Source organism: Enterococcus canis NBRC 100695 (assembly GCF_001544375.1).
Classification (GTDB): Bacteria; Bacillota; Bacilli; order Lactobacillales; family Enterococcaceae; genus Enterococcus_H; species Enterococcus_H canis.
Genome location: NZ_BCQJ01000010.1, coordinates 16,126 through 38,590, shown reverse-complemented (window position 1 = coordinate 38,590; position 22,465 = coordinate 16,126). Strand labels below are relative to the sequence as shown.

The following is a 22,465-nucleotide window of genomic DNA, read 5'->3' as shown; positions in this document are numbered from 1 at the left end:
AATGACATTCCAAATAATGACAGATTCTTGTTGTGACTTACCTTATACTTATTTAAAAGAACATAATGTCGCATTTGTCAGCATGACGATTACCCTCGAGGGGACCGAGTATGTCGATGACTTAGGTGAAACATTTGATTTGAATCATTTTATGCAGCAGGTGAAAGACGGTGCGATGCCAACCACCTCTCAAATCAACGTAGGAACGTATCTGGAGACGTTTAGACCTTACGTTGAGGCGAAACAGCCGCTACTATATATCGCCTTCTCATCAGGCCTTAGTGGCTCTTACAGCAGTGCCCTTCAAGCAGTAGAACTATTAAAGGAAGAGTACGAAGAAGTGCTGGTATACGCCATTGATACGAAAATGGCTAGTTTTGGCGAAGGTCTGCTAGTTCGTAAGATGGTCGAACTAAAAGCAGCTGGGCATTCTTTAGAAGAGTGTTTGCTTTGGTTGGCAGATAATAAAATGAAGGTTCAGGCGTGGGTCACGGTCGATGATTTGAAACACTTGGAGCGTGGTGGCCGCATCTCAAAGACTGCTGCGGCAGTAGGCAGTTTGATTAATATCAAGCCAATCATCACAGTTGATAGTGAGGGAAAATTGAAACCCGTAGGCAAAGTTCGTGGGCGTAAAAAAGCATTGCAACAGATCGTCGATGATACCGTTGCACACATTGAAGAGCCTATCCAGCAAACGTTGATTGTTGCGTACGCAGGTGATCTAGCAGCTGGACAAACGGTCAAAGAAAAACTGGCGCAAGCAATTCAAGTAAAAGATATCGAACTTTATCCATTAGGGCCGACCATTGCGAGTCATACGGGTTATGGCTGTATCGCGATTTTTTCAATGGGCTCAAAACGTTAAAAATTTCAATAGCTGATAGTTGAGATTTCAATTAATAAAAAAACGGAACCAAGTCTGACTTGATTCCGTTTTTTTTTAAGCTAATAATGAAGCTACTTGTGTTTGCAAGTTAGGGTTTTCTAAAAACTCATCATAAGTCGTTTCCGCCCGGTCTACGACACCTTTATCAGAAACTACGATGATCCGATTAGCTAGTGTTTGGATAAATTGGTGGTCATGAGAAGCAAACAATAGCGAACCAGTGAATGCCATTAACCCATCATTCAATGCGGTAATGGATTCTAGATCCAGGTGATTAGTTGGATCATCTAAAACAAGTACGTTTGACTTAGAAAGCATTAGTTTAGAAAGCATACAGCGAACTTTTTCGCCCCCGGATAAGACGTTGACCGGCTTCAACACTTCATCACCAGAAAAGAGCATCCGACCTAAGAAACTGCGCAAGAAGGTGTTGTCATCTTCTTCTTTACTAGCATATTGGCGCAACCAGTCAAGAATTGTTAAAGTATTGTCAAATTCTCGGGAAGTATCTTTTGGCAGATACGCTTGGCTAGTAGTAACACCCCAGCGTACGGTTCCAGTATCAGGGGTCAGTTCGCCCATAATGACTTTGAATAAGGTCGTGGTCGTGATATCGTTATTCGCAATAAAAGCCACTTTATCATCTTTATTCAAAGTAAACGAAATATTATCTAAGATTTTTTTGCCATCAATGGTGACACTGACGTTTTCAACTTGCAATAAATCATTACCGATTTCTCGTTCTGGTTTGAAGCCAACAAAAGGATAGCGACGTGAAGAAGGCTGAATATCATCCAACGTGATTTTATCCAACATTTTTTTCCGCGAAGTGGCTTGTTTTGATTTAGACGCATTGGCGCTGAAACGCGCAATAAACTCTTGCAATTCTTTGATTTGTTCTTCTTTTTTAGCATTTTGTTGTGATTGCAATTTTGTTGCTAGCTGACTAGACTCTAACCAAAAATCATAGTTGCCGACATATAGCTTGATCTTACCGAAATCTAAATCAGCCATGTGTGTGCAGACTTTGTTTAGGAAGTGACGGTCATGGGAAACGACAATGACCGTATTTTCAAAGTTAATCAGGAATTCTTCTAACCAGTTAATCGATTGGATATCTAGTCCGTTCGTTGGTTCGTCTAGTAAAAGAACGTCAGGCTTGCCAAATAAGGCTTGCGCTAATAAAACTTTTACTTTTTGACCGGCCGTTAATTCACTCATTAATTGATGATGGAATTCTTCGGGAATGTTTAAGCCTTGCAGTAAGACAGCAGCCTCTGGTTCAGCTTCCCAACCATCTAACTCGGCGAATTCACCTTCTAATTCAGCGGCCCGAATACCATCTTCATCCGAAAAATCTTCCTTCATGTAGATAGCATCTTTTTCTTTCATTACTTCATAGAGACGTTTATGTCCCATAATAACTGTTTCCAAAACACTATATTCTTCAAAATCAAAGTGATTTTGTTTTAAGACAGCCATTCGTTCGTTAGGTCCTAAACTGACAGACCCGGTAGAAGGTGCTTGCTCTCCTGATAGGACTTTCAAGAAAGTCGATTTGCCGGCGCCATTTGCACCAATCAAGCCGTAGCAGTTACCTGGTGTAAATTTAATATTAACATCATCAAAAAGTTTGCGATCTGAAAAATGCAAACTTACATCCGTTACAGTAATCAATGATTTTCCTCACTTTATTTATTATTGTAAATCTCTAGGCATTATAGCGAACTAAGTAAGCTATTTCAAGGTTTTCATGAAACCTTCCATAAAAAGGAGAATTTTTTCTAATGGATATAGAAAAGCGCAGAGGCATATCTAAACAGATATCCTCTGCGTTTCGTTTACATTTCGTTTGGTGCTTCGATTCCTAGTAAACGCAAATCTTCTTTGAGTAAAGTTGCTACAGCGGCAACTAGCGCCAGACGGCTGTCCCGTTGTTCATCTTCTACCAAAATTTTCACGTTGGCATAGTACTTATTGAAGGCTTGTGCCAAATGGATCGCATGCTTAGCGATGACTGAAGGCTCAAATTTATCAGCTGCTCGTTGAACGACATCAGGATATGCCTGTAGTAGTTTAACAACTTCCCAACTTTCTGGATCATTTAGTTGATAGCTAGCTTGAGGATCAGCTTGCCAAACGGCTTTACGCAAGATGCTTTGGGAGCGCGCGTGGGTGTATTGCACGTATGGACCTGTTTCGCCTTCGAAGCGCACGACTTCTTCCAAATTGAAATCGAAATTATTTAAACGATCATTTTTCAAGTCGTGGAATACAACGGCGCCCACACCGACTTGCTTCGCCACAGTATCTTGATTAGCTAGGGTTGGATTTTTAGCTTGGATCTGTTCTTTCGCTTGCGCAATGGCATCATTTAAGACTTCCTCCAGCAGGACAATCTTACCTTTACGGGTAGACAGTTTTTTACCGCCTTGAGTAATTAGACCAAATGGTACATGGTAGAGATCATCTGCCCAGTCAAAGCCCATTTCTTTCAAGACAGCTTTTAATTGTTTGAAGTGGATGCTTTGTTCATTTCCTACCACATAAAGAGATTTAGCAAATTGATAAGTTTCTTTGCGGTAGATGGCAGCTGCTAGGTCACGTGTCATATAGAGGGTTGCGCCATCAGACTTACGAATCAAAGCAGGGTTAAGATCGTAAGCTGATAAGTCTACGATTTCAGCACCTTGGTTTTCTTGTAGTAGATGTTTTTCTTCTAAAAGGTTTACCACGCCAGCCATTTTATCATTGTAGAAGGCTTCGCCATTGTAAGAATCAAAGGTGATGCCTAACATGTCATAGATCTTTTGAAATTCCTTCAGGGATTCTTCGCGGAACCAACGCCAAAGCGCCAAGGCTTCTTCATCGCCTTCTTCCAAGCGTTTGAACCAGGCCCGAGCTTCGTCATTTAATTCAGGTTCTTTTTCGGCTACTTCATGAAATTCTACATAAAGGCGGAGTAATTCTTGGATCGGTGCTGCTTGGACTTCCGCTTCTGAGCCCCAGCGTTTGTAGGCAACGATTAGTTTCCCAAACTGAGTGCCCCAGTCACCTAAGTGATTGATCTTCACCGCTTGGTAGCCGATTTTAGTCATGATATTGGCTAAGGCGTTTCCGATAACAGTTGAACGCAAGTGTCCCATTGAGATTGGCTTAGCAATATTAGGAGAAGACATATCGATAGGAATCGTTTGTCCAGTTCCTAATTGGCTGTCACCATAATGGCTGCCATCTGCCAAGATGTCTTTTAGGACGTTTTGACTGACTTTCCCTTTATCAAGGAAGAAGTTCAGATAAGGACCAACGGCTTCTACTTTTTCAAAATCACCCTGCGGTAATTTCTCAATTAATTCAGCCGCAATCATTTGCGGTGCTTTCCGTAAAGTTTTGGCTAAGGTAAACGTAGGGAATGCGACGTCACCATGTTGTGCACTTTTTGGTTGTTCTAGCAATTGTAAAATCGCTTCAATGGATAGTTGTTCATCTAAAGCAGTGTGGAGTGCTTTAGCAACAATCTCTCTCTCATTCATAATAACCCTCCATTTTCAAATAAAAAAGAACCGTCTCTCCTAAGAAAGACGTTCTTAACAGTGTCAAAATCATTCACATTATAACAAAAAAAAGCCATAATGACTACTGTTGGTACAAAGATTCACTGAGAAGACCTGATTAAGTAAAAAGTACCTAAAAAAGGATGTTTTTACATTTTTTTCTGCTATAATTGCTGTGAGAGGGGCGATTCAATGAAAAAAGCAAGCCGTCAAGCATTGATCAAGCAGCTGATTACCCAGCAGCCAATTGAAACACAAGAAGAGTTGTTGGCTGGCCTGGAAGCTGCAGGTGTTAAAGCGACACAAGCGACCATTTCGCGGGATATTCGTGAAATGGGAATTGTTAAGACCCACGGTATTGATGGGAAAATCCAATATGCATTGTTTACAAAAACGACGCAATCCAGCGAACAGAAATTACATGAAACAGTCAAAGATACAGTCACTAAAGTTATTCGCGTCCAATTTATTGTCGTAATCCATACGACAATGGGGAATGCGGATGTTGTGGCGGCTTTATTGGACGACATCCAGTATGAGGAGATTGCAGGGACCATTGCTGGTGTTGATACGATCGTCTGTATTGCTACTTCAGAAGGTGCAGCACAGATTTTTGAAGAGCGGATTACCGATATGTTATAGAAGACAGGCAACTGTCTTTTTCATAAAACTAAAATGAAAGGGGTACCAATTGTTGGACTTAAAAACATTACAAAATGGCTCAGATATTCGTGGAATTGCGCTTGATACAGAGGAACACCAAGCAAATCTGACGACAACAGCAGTGAAAGAAATCGCCAATGGCTTGGTAAACTGGCTGAACTCGAAAGGAAAAGGTAAGAAAATCGCGATTGGACATGATAGTCGGGTAACCGGTCCGGAACTAAAGCAGGCACTGATCACAACCTTTTTAAAACAAGGCGTTCAAGTAATCGACGTTGGCCTAGCAACGACCCCCGCCATGTTTATGGCCACTCAGTTTCCCGACTTTGCGGCTGATGCCAGTATTATGATCACCGCCAGTCACTTGCCTTATTACTTCAATGGCTTGAAACTGTTTACCGCAGAAGGTGGCGCAGAAAAGGAAGACATTGCCTATATTTTAGCCCATACAGAAACTAACAGCGAAAGTAAGGGGACGCTTGTTCAGCGAGACCTACTAACGCCATATGCCGCTGATCTGGTGGAAAAAATTCGCCAAGGGATTGGACAAGGACAAAAGCCTTTAACAGGATTTCATATCATTGTCGATGCGGGTAACGGCGCGGGCGGATTCTTTGCAGATAAGGTCCTTGTGCCACTAGGTGCAGATACGACAGGCAGTCAATTTCTAGAACCCGACGGCATGTTCCCTAACCACATTCCAAATCCAGATAATAAAGAAGCGATGGCAAGTATCCAGCAAGCAGTCCTCAGACATAAGGCAGATTTGGGTGTTATCTTTGATACTGATGTGGATCGCTCCGCTGTGGTGGATCAGGCCGGACACGTCCTGAATCGTAACAACTTGATTGCTGTTTTAGCGACCATTGTTCTAGCTGAACAACCAGGGAGTAGTATCGTAACCAATTCTCCCACTTCTAGTCATTTAAAAACGTTCATAGAAGCTAAAGGCGGACATCAAATTCGCTATATCTCTGGCTACCGGAATGTTATTAACCGAGCTATTGAAGCCAATAAAGCAGGAACTGTTACGCCGTTAGCCATTGAGACTAGTGGGCATGCGGCCTTTAAGGAAAACTATTTCTTAGATGATGGTGCGTATGTGATTGCCAAAATTTTGATGTTACTACCAAAATTGCGTCAAGAAAATCGTGATTTGCAAGATCTCATCGCTGATTTGGCGCAGCCAGCGGAAACGCAAGAAGTACGCTTCTTAATAACCGCTGCTGATGTCCAAGCTTATGGGCAACAAGTGATTGCTGAGATGGCCGACTTTGTGGAACAAACTCCAGGCTTTGCGGTGGATCCCGAAAATGAAGAGGGAATTCGCGTTAATGTCACTGAGCCCTTTGGTACTGGCTGGTACTTGTTAAGATTGAGCTTGCATGAACCACTACTGGTTTTACAGGTGGAAAATGACCAAACAGGCATGAATCTTCAAGTCTTCCAAAAACTGCAAGAATTCTTTACAAAGTATTCGGCTCTAGACCTTGGTAAATTGCAGACAGTACTACGTAATTGAAAATGAAAATGCCCACAGCAATGGCGGATCCCGTTGCTGTGGGCATTATTTTTACCAGAAACCAGGTGCGGTGACAGATATTTTTTCTTGTGTAAAGGGTAGGCTAAAGGTTAGCTGCTCCGCATGCAACATTAGGCGTTTTCCAGCTTGACCGTAGAGGGGATCGCCGATAATGGGATGTCCCATCGCCGCTAGATGGACTCGGATTTGATGCGTTCGCCCCGTCTCTAGTTGACAATAAACGGCCGTTTTCCCCGGTAAGTGATGGACGACGGTGATATGAGTAACAGCCGCCTTACCGTTGTGCTCATCAATAATGCGTTTGCGTCTATCGTGTCGGTCACGGCCAATTTTTTTGGTAATGGTGATAGTTTGTATAGTACCCTGCACGATTGCTTGGTAACGTCGATAAATTGCTTTGTCGGCTAATAATCTGCCTAAGATAGGCAGGACGACAGGATTTTTGGCAAAAAGAATCACGCCACTTGTTTCTTTATCTAAACGATGGACAACATAGGGATAGGCTGGGGCAAGATAAGCGGCTAAGTGATTTAATAGCGTATCCTGTTCATTAGGTTGATTAGGATGAGTTTTCATTCCTGCTGGCTTGTTTACCACAATCAACTGCTCATCTTCATACAAAACGGCAACTTTTGCTGCATCCCCGGGTAAAATCGTGGGTACAGGGTAATCACTTTCTTCAAAAACCAAGTGGACCACATCACCAGGCTGAATCAGTTGATGAAAGGGAGCATTCACTTGATTGACTTGGACTTGCCGCCGAGTACGTAAAAAATGACGAACTTTGCGGGGAATCAACCATTCCTTTTCCAATACTTCGGTCAGAGGCATTGGTGCGAAGTCTGCCGGGAGCGTGATAGTCAATTCCATTTTGTGAGGATCCTCCTTAAATTTCGTGGAAATTGAAACTTTTCTTAAGAATTTTAGCATAGAATAGCGATAACTTCATGGTAAAATAGAAAACAGTTTAAAATTGCTTACATAGAGGAGTTTATATGGATATTAAAAAAATCTGGTCGGCGGTCAAAACCTATTGGCTGAAATTTTGGCATTGGCTAAAGCCGCATTTAATGACCTTTCATCAATGGCGCAAACGAGTCTGGAAAAAATACCAGATCAATAAAATTTTGTTGCTAGTAGGTTTGCTATGTGTGTTAGTAACAAGCATCTATTTGTTTTATTTAGCGAAAACTGCGAATGTTGCAACCTTGAAATCTGGACTCAGTCAGTCAACCGTTATTTACGATAAGGACGATGAAAATGCCGGCAGCTTATACGGTCAAAAAGGAACCTATGTCGAATTGGATCAAATCTCACCATACATTCAAGATGCTGTGATTTCGACAGAGGACCGTAACTTTTATTCTCATCATGGTTATGATTTGAAAGGGATTGCCCGGGCTTTAGTGGGCCGAGTACTTTCTGGCGGAATTACCGGTGGGGGGAGTACGATTACCCAGCAATTGGCTAAAAATGCCTATTTAACACAAAAGCAGACGTTCGACCGAAAAGCCCGTGAATTGTTTTTGGCTATTGAGATCGAAAAAAAGTACAGTAAGGAAGATATCTTGACGATGTACCTAAATAACTCCTATTTTGGAAATGGGGTTTGGGGAGTCGAGGATGCTGCGCATAAATACTTCGGTGTTAGTGCAGCTGATGTCAGTATCGGCGAAGCTGCGACATTAGTAGGTATGCTGAAAGGTCCGGGTATCTATAACCCAATTGATTATTTAGAAAATGCCACTAATCGTCGGGATACAGTTCTAAGTTTAATGGTGGACAATAAGAAGTTGTCGAAAGAACAGGCGGATCAAGAAGCGACGGTCGACCTTGGCAGTCTGTTGGCAGATGACTATGCAGGACCCGACGCGGGTTACCAATACCCATCTTATTTCGATGAGGTTATTAATGAAGCAGTTAATAAATATGGTTTTAAAGAAGAAGATTTGTTAAACAAAGGGTACAAAATTTATACAGAATTGGATCAGAATTATCAACAGGGCATGGAGACAACCTATGCAAATGATGCGTTGTTCCCACCAAATGCAGTAGATGGTGCGATGGTTCAATCAGGTTCAGCCGCGCTAGATCCCAAAACAGGTGGGGTTCGCGGTATTGTGGGCGGACGTGGTGAGCATGTGTTCCGCGGTTTTAACTTTGCCACGCAAACCCGTCGCGCTCCAGGTTCTTCATTGAAACCAATTTCGGTTTATACACCAGCTTTAGAAGCAGGATATAAACCAGATAGTATCTTGAAGGATGAGCCGCAGGATTATTATCCCGCCCAAAACTATAGTCGGACATACAGTGGTGAGGTGACTATGTATGATGCAATTGCGCAGAGTCTTAATCTACCGGCTGTCTGGTTGTTACATGAAATGGGGATTGATAAGGGCTATGATAAGACGGAAAAATTTGGCATCCCACTGACCAAAGATGATCACTATTACGGTCTAGCCTTAGGTGGCTTGAGCAAAGGTGTTTCACCTTTACAGATGGCGAATGCTTATAGTGTATTTGCAAATGAAGGCAAGCAAGTAGAAGCACATTTGATTCGCAAAATCGTAGACTCAACCGGTGCAGTAGTGCTAGATGTTACGCCAAAAGAAAGTCAAGTGACTTCTAAAAAGACAGCAGATACCATGACCAGTATGCTGCGAGGCGTATTCAGTAGTGGGACTGGGGTTAATGCCGAACCTTATGGCTATGTGATGGCCGGAAAAACCGGAACAACAGAAACCAATTATGATGCTAGTCGTACAAATGATCAATGGGTCGTCGGCTATACGCCGGATGTAGTGATTGCTACTTGGCTAGGTTTTGAAGTCAGCAGCAAGGACCACTACTTGGAAGGAACCAGTGCCGAAGCAGCATCTGCGGTGTTCAACGACCAAGCTAGTCGAATATTACCTTATACGGCACAAAGTCAATTTACCGTAGAAGATATCTATGCAACTGGCGGCCAAGTGACCGAAACCGGCGAAAGCAGTGATGACAGTAGCAATTGGCAAGACAATCTGAATGATGTTGGCGAAAAAGCTAAGGAAGGTTTAGATAGTGTCGGTGAAGTCGTTAAGAAAGGCTGGGACAAGGCAACAGATGCTCTACGAGGACTTTGGCAGAGATTTCAAGAGTAAGCTAGGATTTAGCTAGTCTGCATGTTAGAATAAAAGTATCTTAGAAGAGAAGAGGGATTAGTAGTGAGTAATGTTTATGATAGCGCGAATGAATTAGAACGCGAGATTCGTGAATTGCCAGAATTCAAAGCCTTGGAAGAAGCCTATGGTGAAGTAAAAGCAGATGAATCAGCTTTTACTCTATTTAAAGAATTTCAAGGATTCCAACAACAATTACAAGAAAAACAAATGCGCGGCGAAGATTTTACAGAAGAAGATGCCACTAAAGCGCAAGAATTAGCGACAAAAGTTCAAGGAACAGAATTAATCAACAAAATGATGGAAAAAGAACAAGCTTTCAGCTTAGTTATCAATGACTTAAACCGCATCATCATGACGCCGATCCGCGATCTTTACAACGACAAATAGGAGATTAGGACATATGAAGAGAGAGGGACATAACTTAAAAAGTTGTGTCCCTCTCTCTTCTTTTTTCGGAAATATACCGAACAAACTTTCGTTTTCAAGCTGAATCTTTCTATGAAAAATGGTATGATGAAGAGACGAAGGAGAAGACAGCTATGAAGATTTTACACACAGCCGATCTGCATCTGGATCGCCCCTTTGAAGGGCTGACAGGACTGCCAGATGCCTTGCGGAAAAAGCTCCAAGAGAGCAATTTGATCATGTTAAAACGAATCGTAGACTTGGCGATCACAGAAGAAGTGGAACTAGTCCTTTTTGCTGGTGACGTCTTTCATCAAAATTATATCGCGTTAAAAACGCAAGCAGCTTGGGTCGCACAGCTGGAACGTTTAGCTGCCGTTGAGATCCCAGTAGCTATTATATTTGGCAATCATGACTACTATCAGGAAGACCGCTACTGGTTTGCTTTCCCTAAAAATACACAGGTCTTTACTAGTGAAACTGTCACGACACAGGTAATCACCACACGTACGGGTAAAACAGTCGCACTTTCTGGGTTCAGTTATCAGCGTTCATGGATTGAAGAACATAAGGCGTTGGAATTTCCGCCGCGGGCAGCCGTTGATTATCATATTGGGTTGTATCATGGTGAGCTGGCGCATCAGGAAGCGCGCTATGCGCCGTTTACATTGGCTGAATTGAAAGCGAAAAATTATGATTATTGGGCTTTAGGGCATATTCATCAGCCGCAAATTCTAAGCCAAGAGCCGCTGATTGCGTATCCTGGCACGCCACAAGGACATACCAAAAAGGAGCAAGAGACCGGAGTCTTAATCTATGATTTGGTAAGTAAGCAAATGACACGCTATGAAGTAGCACCGGTGTGTTTTCAGCAACAGAGTTTATCGCTAGAAAAGCAAAATCGACTCACACTAGCGCAGTCTTTTTTACAACAGGAACTAGCTAAAATCTGGCGGCAAGCACCGGAAACCATTCATCTAGTCTTTGCAAAAATCACGGACTGGCCTGAGACTCCCGAGTTTCAGCGCGTATTAGCAACTGGGGAATTATTAGAGTATTTACAAGGTAAGCTTTCAGCTTTGAGTTTACAGCAGCTATGGCTAGCCGGACTCAGCAGCCAACCGTTAAAAGGGAAAAAGATCTTGCCATTAACCGAGGCTGATTTAGAACAGTTGGGTCAAAACATACAGACGCCTGAACTTTTTGCTGATTTATTTACCAATCCAGATGCTCGTGGCTTGGATTTTCAGAATGAACCATTACTCGCTGCTTTGACACGATTAAAAGCAGACTTTGAGTTGGAGGAGAAACCATGAAGATCCTATCAATAGAAATCACCGGTTTTGGGAAGTGGCAGCAATATAAGCTGGATTTTTCGACAGATGCCCAACTAATATATGGCTTGAATGAGGCAGGCAAGTCTACGATTTATGCTTTTATTGAAACGATGCTGTTTGGTTTTCCTAACCGCGGCAAGCGCAAGCGTAATTATCAACCATATGATGGTGCAGCTTTTGGCGGTAGTCTAACGTTTCAAAAAGAACCTTATGGGCTGGTACGCATCGAACGTTTCAAAGAAAAGGATCGTGGTCGAGCAACGGTTACGGTGGGGGAACAAACCGGAGATGAAAAACTACTGCAGCGTATTTTAGCGCCTTTGACTCGTGAGCTGTTTCAACAGGTTTTTACGTTTCAACAGGAACAATTATGGGATTTACAACGATTACAAGCAGGTGACCTAGAACGAGCGCTTTATGCGCTAGGCATTTCTGGTAGTCAGGATTTGTTGCAAGTACGCGATGGTTATTTGAATGAGGCCCAGCAGTTCTATAAAAGAAAAGGCAGTCAGCCACCGCTGAATCAGAAGCTGAAAGAGTGGCAACAGCTACGTACAAAGATCCAGGAAAAGGAAAAGGGAATCCATGAGTATCAAGCGTTGCTGGCAGCGTTAGAACGAGTGAAAGCAGAATTGGATCAGATGTTGACTGAGGAAGCACAGGTTCAGCAAAAGTTGACGCTTAATAAGCAACAGCAATTGAATTTTCCCTTATTGATGGAATGGCAAGAACTGCAGCAACAAGAATACGAGGCGCCTTTAAGTGACACCTTAGTTGAAAATTTGACAAATGGTTATCAAGAGTATGATTATTTGACGAAACAGCTGGCAGAGGCTGAAGCAAGCTTAGAGAAACAGTCTGGTTTAGATCAGCATTCGGCACGCTATTATTTTTATCTAGAGCAGGAAGAAGCGATTAAAGCCTTTTTAGCCCAGCGGCTTTCTTTTGAGAAGAAGCAGGCAGAAAATGGTTGGTTGCAAAATCGCTACCAAGAGTTGGGTGCAACTGAGGCGGAGCTACGGGCACGTTGGCAGTGGCAAGTAGAGCCTGTGCCGTTTACCCCAGAGGAATTAGCCTTCATTGAGCAATTGCAAGAACAGGAAACGGAACTATTACAAGCACAACAACAAACGCAATCAAAAGCGTATTTACTAGCAGAACAGCAGCAACAAGTAGAGGCCGAGCTAGAAAACTTAGAAAATCGCCATCCTGAACTTTTAGGTGGGCAACAGCAACGCTCTTGGTTATTACCAGGCCTACTTGCTGTCGGATCATTAGTCGGTATGGTCCTTTTACCAAATCCATGGCGCTTTTTGATGCTGGTAGGTCTGGTAATAGCGGGACTGCTCGCATTTAAAAAGACAGGACAAGATCATAAAGAAACCTGGCAAACGCTATTAACGCGGTTGGATAGCTTGCAAGCAGAACAGCAACAGGTGAGCTTAACCCAGCAAGACTTAGTCAACCAATTGGCTGAGCAACAACAAGCTTTAACCGATTTGCGAACAGAAAAACATTTAGGTACGTACCCATTGGCGTCGTGGTTGACGGGGACAGAGGTGACGTATTTCCACAAAATTATCGCTGAAAGAGAACAAATTTTTGCACAGTTAAAGGCCTATCATCAGGCTGAAACAGAAGTGTTGATTGCTAGTCAATTTTTAACTGACTGGCTACCACTGCAAGATAAATCTGTGGCCGTCATTTTTGAAGAAGTACAGGATTTTCATGACGAAATGGAAAAAATTCGGTTTGCGCAGGAACATCATGCCCATTACCAACTGACTCAGCAAATCAAAGGTACTAAACGAAACTTGAAAGAATTAGCAGAAACGCTGAAGCCGCAACTAGCAACTGCAGGTATTGCTTTTCCAACCTTGATTCCAGAAAGATTACAGGCTGAGCGAAATCGAAGAGGGGCGACAGCTCGAAAAGAACAGCTCTCGGAACAGCTGCAAGAGCTCTTTCATGAACCCTTGAGCGAGGCGCAATTAGCTGCAAACGCTGCGGCTTTGGATGAACAGTTGCGGCAGCTACAAGCAAGCTTGCAAGGGCTACGACGTGAAGAACAGAAGCTGTTATATCATGAAAAAGTTCTGCTGCAGGATGGGACTTTGGCAGAGTTGTATCAACAGCAAGCCGAGCTAGAAACGGAGATTCAAGAACTGGCGGAAATTTGGCAGAGTGCACTGTTGGCAGCGGAGATTTTACTGCGTGCGCTGGATACCCTATCAGAGGCTCAATTGCCGAAGCTTTTAGCACAGGCCAGCACCTATTTTCGGTATTTAACCGATCGTTATCAACAAGTTTTCTTAGAAGAAGATCAGTTCTGGGTGACAGATGGTCAACGGCGCTTTAGTCTGTTAGACCTTTCCACGGGTACCAGAGATCAGTTTATCTTGGCATTACGATTAGCGTTTATCGCGCTACATCATCAAGCTACCTGTCCGGTAATTATTGATGATGGTTGGCTCCACTATGATCATGAACGAAAAGGCCGTTTTGTAGCACTGATGCAAGAATTAGCGCAAAAACAACAAGTGATCTGTTTTTCTTCTGATCAAGAAATGGTAAGCTATTACCAACAGGCAGGTTTAAAAGTTCTGGCAATAGGAGGAAAAGAAAATTGAAATTACGAGAACTAGCGGTGGATGATACCTTTGAATTGTTTGTCTTAATCAAAAATGCCGATGTGCGTTTGGCCAAAAACGGTAAGAAATTTATTGCTTTTACTTTTCAAGATACGTCTGGCATGATCGATGGTAAGTATTGGGATGCCTCGGAAGAAGAGATTCAGCGATATACTGCTGGACGTGTGGTGCTTTTAAATGGTAAGCGGGAAGTTTATCAAGGCAATCCACAAGTGAAGATCTTGCATATGCGCTTGGCCCGCCCAGAGGAACCTAGTGATCCAACGCTTTATATGGAACGGGCGCCATTAAAACGGGAAGAGATGACGGAGGAGATCAACCAAACCATTTTTGAAATCACAAACGCCCATTGGAACCGGATTGTACGCTACTTAATGAACAAATACCAAAAAGAGTTTTTTGAGTTTCCCGCGGCGAAAAAGAATCACCATGCGTTTGCTGGCGGCTTGGCTTATCACACCGTGTCGATGTTGCGTTTGGGAAAAGCTATTTGTCGGGAATACAATGAACTCAATGCGTCACTACTGTATGCGGGCATCATCTTGCATGATCTAGGAAAAGTAACGGAACTTTCCGGTGCGATGACTACGGAATATACCTTAGCTGGTAACCTTATCGGACACTTGGTAATGGTAGATGAAGAAATCACCAAAGCTTGTCTAGCTTTAAAAATCGACGATCAAGAAGAGGATGTCGTTATTTTGCGGCACATGGTTCTCTCGCATCATGGCCTATTAGAATACGGTTCACCCGTGCGTCCGCGCATTATGGAGGCAGAAGTTTTGCATCAAATCGACAATATGGATGCTTCTATCCAAATGATGCTAGGCTCGATCCGTTTGACGGAGCCGGGTAATTATACCGACCGGATTTTTGGCATAGATAATCGTAGTTTTTACGTTCCTAAGGATATTTAAAAAAATAGAGCCGCAAGTCTTAAAAATAGCGACCACCAAAAGTTAGCTTAGTCTAACCTTTGGTGGTCGCTACTATTTTGGTTCTGTGTTGCCTGTTCAGCTAGCCTTTAGCCATGACGCAAGGACTCTTTAAATAATTGGATATCGGCCATAGTCAAAGATTGAATAAAGGTCGTCAATAATTGAATCGTTTGGCGGTAGTCCTCTTGATGAATCAATAGCCGAGAAGAGTGCATATAACGGGTAGGTAATGATAAGGTCATAGTTACGACACCCTCCATTGCCTTATGGATATTACAAGCATCAGTCCCACCAACAGTCATAAAATCATAGCGTACATTCAATTTTTGCTCTTTGATTAACTGCTCCATATGCTCTAGCAGTCCACGGTTAGCAATTGTTAGGGAGTCCAATACTGAAAGAATACAGCCATCTCCAAGCCGTAAGCCGCCACTGTCAAACGGGGTATCTTGAGCAGTCGTCACATCGAGCGCGATGGCAACATCAGGCTTAATGCTATGAACGGCAGTTCGAGCGCCACGAATGCCTACCTCCTCTTGGACAGTTGCCGCAAAGTAAACATCAGCAACGGGTTCTTGTAGGTTACGTAGGACTTCCAAACCGACACCAACACAGACTCGGTCATCCCAAGCTTTACCCATTAAGTACTCGGGATCGTTCATTTGTCGAAAAGTGGTATTCGGTGTGATCATGTCGCCGATAGCAATCCCCATCTCTTGAATCGTTTGAGCATCTTTGACCCCCATATCTAAATAGAAATCCATTGGTGCAAAAACCTTGCTCTTTTCTTCTAGGGGCATTCCGTGGGGAGCGCGACTGCCTACCACACCGATATATTTTTCACCGCTCATCGTTGTAACACGCATTTCCTGAGCGGGCATGACATGTCCCCACCAGCCGCCCACCGGCAACAAGCGTAAATAGCCCTCTGGCGTAATTTGCCGCACCATAAAGCCGACTTCGTCCATGTGCGAGGAAAGCATGACTTTAGGACCAGCACCTTTTTTATGCAAAATAATGGAGCCTAAATTATCATAGTAGCTTTCATCAATGAAAGGTTCTCCATAGCGTTTGACGATTCGTGAGACTTCTCGTTCACAGCCGCCGATGCCATCTGCTTCACTTAATTGTTTTAACAAATTAAGGTCAATCTCTTTGATTGTCATACGACGCCTCCTAACGGTTCTCTTCTTTAAAGGCTGTGATCTGTTCATTAGTCAACTGACGAACAAAGGCTTGTAAGGCTGTTTGTAAAGCCAAATAATCAGTTCTACTAGCACTTTGGATACCAGCATCCAAGTTCCGAACAGCCTGTCCTAACAGGAGCGTTGGGCAACCAGTCCGTAATTTATTGATCCAGCCAGCATCCGAGCCTTCCAGTGAGTAGTAAGGTTGAACCATGAGCTCTTGTTGATCACAAACTTGTTTAGCAGTAGCTAGTAGTAGGCGATTCGGTAAAACAGAAGGATCATAATAAGTCAGCAGAGGACCTTGTCCCACCACTCCTTGTTTGTCGACAGGATCTTTTTGGTAATCCCAAGCTTGTTGGGTATCCAACATGATTGCTAAATCAGGAGCTACTAGATTGGCCGCTGTTTGTGCACCACGCGTCCCTACCTGTTCTTGAACCGTACAGCCGATATATAAATCAAAAGGCAGTGTTTCGTTAGCTAGGGCAACCAAAAGGTCAATGGTTTGGCTGACTGATAAGCGGCCATTCCAATTAGGTGCATACCAATATTCTTGATTTCCTGAAGTGAAAAATTCTGAGGCAAAGGTAACCATGTCTCCAAGCTGGACTACTGCTGCGGCTTCTTCCGCAGATGAAAATCCTAAGTCTAGGAGTACAGCATTTTCCTTATTCAAAACAGTATCAGATTTATCCTGGGCAAGAATGACACCAAAAAAGGTTTCAGCATTACGCGTAGTCAATTTGACTTTTTGACCTAACAACGCTTTCCCATTGGTTTTTCCTAAGGATAATGCCAAAAGGGTACCATTTTCTTGGATCTTGCGAACGATAAAGCCTAATTCATCCATATGTGCGTTGATCATTACCCGTGGTGCTTTAGGCGTTGTCCCTTTTTTCAGTGCATAGATGGAACCTAGATTATCATAAAGAATCTCATCGCAGTAAGGCGCATAGGCCTCCTTCAAGAATTGTGAGATATATTTTTCATTACCAGAGATCCCTGGTGTTGCCACCAGGGTTTTCAAACGTTCAATCGTTTCCATTAAAAATGCCCCATTTCTTAATAGCAGTGTTCGGCAACGAAAGCAGTGGTATCAGCACCGCTGGCTTTTAGCTGGCACAAAGCCAACATATTCTCTAAAGATTCAGTTAGACCAGTACCGCCTTTTTTAGGCATTTTTACGATATTGACTTGGTCTTTGTAAGTGGCAATCGCTTCGGCACATTCAACGGACATAGCTGCGATTACAGGCTTTTGCAGGCGTTCTTGGATAGTTGCCGCTACCTTGCCAGCCATAAGGCCATACGTTTCGTAATTGAAGCAAGGACCGCAGATTACCACATCAGGATTCAGTTTTTTCACCATAGCGGTTAATTTTAACGCATTAGTTTCTGGATCTTGGGCGAAATAATCATCCCCACAATAAAGAGTGGCACTAACTTGCCCGTCAACTTTGCTTAAATAGTTATCGAACATTTTAGCGGAGCCTACAGCAATATGTTTGCCGCCTAGTGGCTGATCGCCCTTTTCTTTACCACCAAGTCCTGCTTGAATCTGATCTAGGATAAAAATGATTTTCATATGCTCACCCTCTAAATGTCTTCGATGGAGATATCATCAAATGAGATCTCTTCATCAGCTAATTTTTGTGCTTCTGCGTCGGCTTCATCTTTCAAATACTGTTTATCCAAGGTCTTGATGAACGGGTAGTAAATTAGACAGCCTAAGGCCAGTAAGACGAATTGCCAAAGTGACGCAATGAAACTACCAGTACTTAAGTAACCAGAGAAGCCAATCGGTGTGGTCCATGGCAGCGAAACCCCAGTTGTATACGGAATCAAACCGATTTTAGTAACAAAAGTTGATAATAGTAAATTGATAGTTGGCGTAAGGATAAACGGAATGATAATAATTGGGTTCAAAACAACTGGTAAACCAAAGATGATGGGTTCATTGATCCCAAAGATCCCTGGAACGATGGATAATTTACCTAGTTCTTTGATTCGTTTTGATTTACAGAACAACATCATCACAATGACTAATGATAAGGTTGAACCGCCACCACCAAAGTTGGTAAAGAAATTTGAAAATGGATCAGTAAAGATATTAGGCAATGGATTACCAGCTTGGAAAGCATCCAAGTTTTCCATAGTCAAAATCTTAGTGATAGGAGCAAATACAGAGTTCGCCACAGCGGGACCATTGATCCCGAAGAACCAAAAGACCGTACAAGCTAAACTGTAAACGATTTGGGCTGCTAATGTATTACCAGCACCCTTCAATGGTGTTTGCAATACCTCAAAAACAAAGTTATGCGCCGTTTCAAATGAAGTCATGCCAAACAAGAGGTTGATCAAGAAGAATGTAACCATGACTAGGGCACTTGGGATCAAAGCAGCAAAAGATTTCGTAACTGCTGGTGGTACTCCGTCTGGCATTTTGATCGTCCAGCCTTTTTTCGTTGCGTAAGAATAAATAATAACGGATAAGAATGCAACGACTAAGCCGACAAAGATGCCGTTTGTTCCTAAATGGTCAAACGATAACCCACTAATTGGATCAGCGACACCATCTACGACTAATTTATTAGGTGTCAAAATTAAAAAGGAGATGGCTGCAACTGCGGCGGACTGAATTGCATCAGCTTTTAACTCACGAGCATATGCATAGGCAGTTCCTAAACAGGAGAAGAAGCCAACGGTGTTAAAGACAGAGCCTGAAACACGCGTAATCCAAGATTCCCAGCCAGTGCCAAAGATATTTGCCCAAAATTCAGACCAGCCTGGTACGGGGAAGTTGGCGATCAAAAGAAAAATCGAGCCAACAATGATCAAAGGTGTTGTGATCAAAAAACCGTCCCGAATGGCGATCAGGGCTTTGTTTTGTCCTAGTTTTACCGCGACGGGCATAAGGACGTTTTCGAGTTTGCTAAACATGTATGATTCCCTTCTTTCGTTTTATCTTTTCAACTCACAGGAGTTAAAACCTAGTCAATTGGTGCTTTGATGCGTTTTTCATAAGCATCGAGCCATTCTTGGGTGATGGGCTCGATTTTAGTTGTCTGGTTCTCGCCAGGATGAGCTAGATAGATAGCCGCAGGTTCACGGTCATTTACTACGCTGAAAGTAAATTCCACATTGGTAGCAACGCCCCAATTGCCATCTTTGTCCATGGCAATTAGTGAAAAAGCGCCTGCTTTACCGTAGCGGGCGGTCAGCTTATCGTGAAAGCGATAGACAGCTTGGTCGCAAGCTGCTTGTGGTGAGAGACCTTCTCCCATCAAACGGACGATTTCATAAGAAAGACAGCCTTTCATCAAGTCTTCGCCTAAACCTGTCGCGGCGGCGCCTCCAATCTCGCTATCAACATAAAAGCCAGAGCCAGATAACGGTGAATCACCTACACGTCCTGGTCGTTTCATAAAGAGGCCAGAACTAGAGGTTCCTGTTACCATGCTGCCGCTTTGATCGAGTCCAACAACGCCGACTGTGTCGTGGCCATCATATGGATTTAAGTTGTGCTTGGCAACTTCTGCGACGCGGTTTTCCCAGATTTTTTTGGCACGAGCCGTTAGCATATTACAACGTTCAAAACCTTCCAACATCGCATACTTAGTGGCGCCAGAGCCGACACGGAAGCTGTTAAACTTATCATTACTTAATTTACGAGCCACGCTGATTGGATTTTTGGTATCCGTGATACCAGCCACAGCTCCAATTTTAAAGGTGTCCCCGTCCATATAAGCAGCGTCCATTTCTAAGATTCCTTCGGCGTTAGGTAAGCCGCCATACCCAACTGATTTGTAAAAAGGATAATCCTCTACTGCTTGGATCGCTTGTTCTACTGCATCGCCGGCAGACCCATTGGCAGCTAATTTTTGACTGGCTGCTACAACACCGTCGTGCGCCATGCGCCAAGTTGCGATCATTCCCCATGACATATACTTCATCTCACTTTCGTTAAAACGTTTACAATTACAACGTCATTATAATTGATATATACTAGTTTGTATATACTAAATACGCAAATCAAGAACTTTTTCCTACAGAATAAAGACCAAAAAAACACGATATCCCGCAGCGATATCGTGTAGTCAATCAATCATTTGCTAATGCATAGAGTGCCAATGTGTAAATCTCAAAATTTTTCATAAGGTCTGCAACCGTCATATATTCGTTTTTGTTATGAGCGATACCTTTTTGGCCGGGAAACGAAGGACCAAACGCCACTGTATTAGGCATAGAACGGGCGTAAGTAGCACCAGTAGTAGTGACCGGGCTACCATCTAAACCGGTCATTTTTTCGTAAACGGTCGATAATTTTTGAACATTTGGGTTTTCTTTAGGGAACATGGTCCCTGGAATACGCCGTACAATCTCTAAATGGCTATTAGGCGGCAATATCTGTTGAAAACCAGCCACCACTTCCGCTTCAGTATTGCTTACTGGGTAGCGAATAGCGACACCTAAATGAAAGCCAGTAGGCGTCACTAGAAGCTCATAGGGCGTTAAAATCAGTTTTCCAGAGTCTTGATCAGCCAACGCCAAGTTAATACCTTCACCAAAATGCTGTTGGTGGAAACTGTCAGCCAACCAAGAAAAGTAATCACGCAACGCAGTAGGGAGATCACTGTTGCGCAACTGTTGTGCTAATAGGGTGATGGCATTTTCACCAAGTTCAGGTGCATTAGTCGGTGCTCGTTTACCAGTCACACTATAAGACGTTTCCTGGTAGGTCAAGGTCAATTCATCGGGAACATGGTCACGGGCTTGGTCCCCATGAATTGTGATAGCTGCCATTAATTCTGGCGGCAGCTCCGTCACCAGTTCGAGGTTCACAATACCTCGTTCGCCATAAACCACTGGGTATTTTCCATCAGGTGTAAAAGCAAAACTAGGTGGGGCCTCGGTGGCTAAATAAAGCGGCAAATCGGCAGAACCACTTTCCTCATCCGTACCAAACAAGATACGAATCGTCTTTTGGAGAGGGACCCCGGTCTCTTTCAGTACTTTAAGGGCATAAAGACAACTAAAAATTGGGCCCTTATTGTCTAATACACCACGTCCGTAAAGGACACCTTGGTCTTCAGTCAAATCAAATGGGGGATAGTCCCATCCGGAACCAGCTGGGACCACATCTAAATGGCCCACAGCCGCGATATAATCGTTATTGTCTGGTCCTAATTGAGCATAGCCCACTGCATCACTTACGATGCCAGTCTTAAAACCATAGCTGTCAGCTAGCTCTAAAACAGTCTCTAAGGCTTTTTTAGGTTCAATTCCAAAAGGGGCGTGGTCTGCAGCGGCGCCCTTGACACTAGGAATTTGCATCACTTTTTTGAGATCAGTCAAAAAGGCTGTTTGAGCGGCTGCCACAGCTACTAAAAGATCATTTTCCATTTCCATTGTTTTCCTCCTAGATTCGTCGGTGCAATGTATTTTTAAAGGTATATTTATCTGCACGATAGTAAGACGTATCATACAGGATTGGTACACCAGTCACTGAATAAGTGATGGAGTGAACTAATAATAGGGGATTTCCTACGGGCACCTGTAAAAGACGCGACATTTCCGCATCGACCAAGACAGCCTCAACCTCTTGATGGGAATAAGCAATTTCGATTTTCTTCTCAATTAGTTGGAAAATGGAATCGGTCAATTGTTTTTCAGATTCAAACGGCAGATATTTTGCCCGAACATGTAGATTTTCGACCGTCATCGGTTCTTCATCAAAGCCTCGTAGTCGCACGATATGGTAGATGGTTTCTCTTGAGTCTGCTTGTAGGGTTTCCCATAACTTCTCTTCAAAAGGTGTTTCTTCAAATTGGATCAAAACCGTGCGTGATTCTTTCCCATAAGCTTTGGCAGCCTCGGAAAAACCTTGTAAACCAGAGCGGCCACTTTGAATCTTTTGCGACTGCATGGCATAAGTGCCTCGTCCTTTTTGTTTGACCAGAATATTTTGGGCAATCAATTCGTCGATGGCTTTACGTACGGTTAAGCGGCTAACGTCAAATTCTTTCGCCAGTTCATACTCTGAAGGTAGGCGTTGGGAGCTGACATAAGTCCCGTCTAAAACACGCTCGCGAATTTTCTGGGCAACCTCTCTAAAAATTGGTATTTTTTTCATTG

The 22,465-nt window shown here is 43.2% G+C and carries 18 protein-coding genes; 8 read left to right on the top strand and 10 right to left on the bottom strand.

Translation table 11 applies throughout. The features are described from left to right. The first annotated feature begins 1 nt into the window (after position 1). The gene (locus tag ECA01S_RS11895) at positions 2-868 is read left to right on the top strand and encodes a DegV family protein (RefSeq protein WP_067395805.1); all 867 of its coding nucleotides are present in this window, start codon (positions 2-4) and stop codon (positions 866-868) included. 75 nt (positions 869-943) lie between these two features. Here ECA01S_RS11895 and ECA01S_RS11890 read toward each other — a convergent pair whose 3' ends face one another. Both ECA01S_RS11890 and argS read right to left on the bottom strand, forming a co-directional pair. Then, positions 944-2,566, bottom strand: a complete 1,623-nt coding sequence (locus ECA01S_RS11890; RefSeq protein WP_067395803.1) for an ABC-F family ATP-binding cassette domain-containing protein — start codon at positions 2,564-2,566, stop codon at positions 944-946. Between the two features lie 164 nt (positions 2,567-2,730). After that, positions 2,731-4,422 carry an arginine--tRNA ligase gene (gene argS / locus ECA01S_RS11885; protein WP_067395801.1) on the bottom strand — a complete coding sequence of 564 codons (1,692 nt, stop codon included), beginning with the start codon at positions 4,420-4,422 and terminating at the stop codon, positions 2,731-2,733. Between the two features lie 213 nt (positions 4,423-4,635). On the opposite strand from argS, the gene argR reads away from it, so the two are divergent. Both argR and ECA01S_RS11875 read left to right on the top strand, forming a co-directional pair. Then, positions 4,636-5,085, top strand: coding sequence for an arginine repressor (argR, locus tag ECA01S_RS11880; protein ID WP_067395798.1), 450 nt, complete (start codon positions 4,636-4,638; stop codon positions 5,083-5,085). A gap of 49 nt (positions 5,086-5,134) precedes the next feature. Beyond that, positions 5,135-6,628 carry a phosphohexomutase domain-containing protein gene (locus ECA01S_RS11875; protein WP_067395794.1) on the top strand — a complete coding sequence of 498 codons (1,494 nt, stop codon included), beginning with the start codon at positions 5,135-5,137 and terminating at the stop codon, positions 6,626-6,628. Between the two features lie 51 nt (positions 6,629-6,679). Here the strand turns inward: ECA01S_RS11875 and ECA01S_RS11870 are convergent, their stop codons facing one another. Beyond that, on the bottom strand, positions 6,680-7,519 hold the full coding sequence (locus tag ECA01S_RS11870) for an RluA family pseudouridine synthase (protein ID WP_067395791.1): 840 nt from the start codon (positions 7,517-7,519) through the stop codon (positions 6,680-6,682). 125 nt (positions 7,520-7,644) lie between these two features. On the opposite strand from ECA01S_RS11870, the gene ECA01S_RS11865 reads away from it, so the two are divergent. The 5 genes from ECA01S_RS11865 to ECA01S_RS11845 all read left to right on the top strand — a co-directional run bounded on the left by ECA01S_RS11865 (position 7,645) and on the right by ECA01S_RS11845 (position 15,120). Further along, on the top strand, positions 7,645-9,789 hold the full coding sequence (locus tag ECA01S_RS11865) for a PBP1A family penicillin-binding protein (RefSeq protein ID WP_067395789.1): 2,145 nt from the start codon (positions 7,645-7,647) through the stop codon (positions 9,787-9,789). Between the two features lie 63 nt (positions 9,790-9,852). After that, positions 9,853-10,197: a YlbF/YmcA family competence regulator gene (locus ECA01S_RS11860; protein ID WP_067395786.1), complete on the top strand. Its 345-nt coding sequence runs from the start codon at positions 9,853-9,855 to the stop codon at positions 10,195-10,197. Positions 10,198-10,349: 152 nt separating this feature from the next. After that, complete coding sequence (locus tag ECA01S_RS11855; RefSeq protein WP_067395780.1) at positions 10,350-11,531, top strand: metallophosphoesterase family protein; 1,182 nt, start codon at positions 10,350-10,352, stop codon at positions 11,529-11,531. After that, positions 11,528-14,182, top strand: coding sequence for an AAA family ATPase (locus tag ECA01S_RS11850; protein ID WP_067395774.1), 2,655 nt, complete (start codon positions 11,528-11,530; stop codon positions 14,180-14,182). The genes ECA01S_RS11855 and ECA01S_RS11850 overlap by 4 nt, the downstream gene beginning before the upstream one ends. Next, positions 14,179-15,120 carry a 3'-5' exoribonuclease YhaM family protein gene (locus ECA01S_RS11845; protein WP_067395771.1) on the top strand — a complete coding sequence of 314 codons (942 nt, stop codon included), beginning with the start codon at positions 14,179-14,181 and terminating at the stop codon, positions 15,118-15,120. The genes ECA01S_RS11850 and ECA01S_RS11845 overlap by 4 nt, the downstream gene beginning before the upstream one ends. A 107-nt stretch (positions 15,121-15,227) precedes the next feature. Here the strand turns inward: ECA01S_RS11845 and ECA01S_RS11840 are convergent, their stop codons facing one another. From ECA01S_RS11840 to ECA01S_RS11810, 7 genes are all read right to left on the bottom strand, one after another. Further along, complete coding sequence (locus ECA01S_RS11840; RefSeq protein WP_067395768.1) at positions 15,228-16,307, bottom strand: M42 family metallopeptidase; 1,080 nt, start codon at positions 16,305-16,307, stop codon at positions 15,228-15,230. A 10-nt stretch (positions 16,308-16,317) separates the two neighbouring features. Then, entirely contained in the window at positions 16,318-17,376 is a 1,059-nt protein-coding gene (locus ECA01S_RS11835) for a M42 family metallopeptidase (RefSeq protein ID WP_067395766.1), read from the bottom strand. A 17-nt stretch (positions 17,377-17,393) separates the two neighbouring features. Next, the gene (locus tag ECA01S_RS11830) at positions 17,394-17,915 is read right to left on the bottom strand and encodes a GrdB-related putative oxidoreductase (protein ID WP_067395763.1); all 522 of its coding nucleotides are present in this window, start codon (positions 17,913-17,915) and stop codon (positions 17,394-17,396) included. An 11-nt stretch (positions 17,916-17,926) separates the two neighbouring features. After that, positions 17,927-19,270 (bottom strand): PTS sugar transporter subunit IIC, encoded by a 1,344-nt coding sequence (locus tag ECA01S_RS11825; protein ID WP_067395761.1) that lies wholly within the window; start codon positions 19,268-19,270, stop codon positions 17,927-17,929. 50 nt (positions 19,271-19,320) lie between these two features. Then, positions 19,321-20,274, bottom strand: coding sequence for a glycosylasparaginase (locus tag ECA01S_RS11820; RefSeq protein WP_067395758.1), 954 nt, complete (start codon positions 20,272-20,274; stop codon positions 19,321-19,323). A 157-nt stretch (positions 20,275-20,431) separates the two neighbouring features. After that, the gene (locus ECA01S_RS11815; RefSeq protein ID WP_067395885.1) at positions 20,432-21,733 is read right to left on the bottom strand and encodes a Sapep family Mn(2+)-dependent dipeptidase; all 1,302 of its coding nucleotides are present in this window, start codon (positions 21,731-21,733) and stop codon (positions 20,432-20,434) included. A gap of 16 nt (positions 21,734-21,749) precedes the next feature. Then, entirely contained in the window at positions 21,750-22,463 is a 714-nt protein-coding gene (locus ECA01S_RS11810; protein ID WP_067395755.1) for a GntR family transcriptional regulator, LSA1692 subfamily, read from the bottom strand. Positions 22,464-22,465 lie beyond the last annotated feature (2 nt).

Bases quoted from the DNA above. Each gene is read 5' to 3' on its own strand.
- ECA01S_RS11840 (WP_067395768.1), bottom strand. From the start codon at position 16,307: ATGACAATCAAAGAGATTGACCTTAATTTGTTAAAACAATTAAGTGAA.
- ECA01S_RS11895 (WP_067395805.1), top strand. From the start codon at position 2: ATGACATTCCAAATAATGACAGATTCTTGTTGTGACTTACCTTATACT.
- ECA01S_RS11830 (WP_067395763.1), bottom strand. From the start codon at position 17,915: ATGAAAATCATTTTTATCCTAGATCAGATTCAAGCAGGACTTGGTGGT.
- ECA01S_RS11835 (WP_067395766.1), bottom strand. From the start codon at position 17,376: ATGGAAACGATTGAACGTTTGAAAACCCTGGTGGCAACACCAGGGATC.
- ECA01S_RS11865 (WP_067395789.1), top strand. From the start codon at position 7,645: ATGGATATTAAAAAAATCTGGTCGGCGGTCAAAACCTATTGGCTGAAA.
- argR (WP_067395798.1), top strand. From the start codon at position 4,636: ATGAAAAAAGCAAGCCGTCAAGCATTGATCAAGCAGCTGATTACCCAG.
- argS (WP_067395801.1), bottom strand. From the start codon at position 4,422: ATGAATGAGAGAGAGATTGTTGCTAAAGCACTCCACACTGCTTTAGAT.
- ECA01S_RS11825 (WP_067395761.1), bottom strand. From the start codon at position 19,270: ATGTTTAGCAAACTCGAAAACGTCCTTATGCCCGTCGCGGTAAAACTA.
- ECA01S_RS11815 (WP_067395885.1), bottom strand. From the start codon at position 21,733: ATGGAAAATGATCTTTTAGTAGCTGTGGCAGCCGCTCAAACAGCCTTT.
- ECA01S_RS11850 (WP_067395774.1), top strand. From the start codon at position 11,528: ATGAAGATCCTATCAATAGAAATCACCGGTTTTGGGAAGTGGCAGCAA.
- ECA01S_RS11855 (WP_067395780.1), top strand. From the start codon at position 10,350: ATGAAGATTTTACACACAGCCGATCTGCATCTGGATCGCCCCTTTGAA.
- ECA01S_RS11820 (WP_067395758.1), bottom strand. From the start codon at position 20,274: ATGTCATGGGGAATGATCGCAACTTGGCGCATGGCGCACGACGGTGTT.
- ECA01S_RS11810 (WP_067395755.1), bottom strand. From the start codon at position 22,463: ATGAAAAAAATACCAATTTTTAGAGAGGTTGCCCAGAAAATTCGCGAG.
- ECA01S_RS11870 (WP_067395791.1), bottom strand. From the start codon at position 7,519: ATGGAATTGACTATCACGCTCCCGGCAGACTTCGCACCAATGCCTCTG.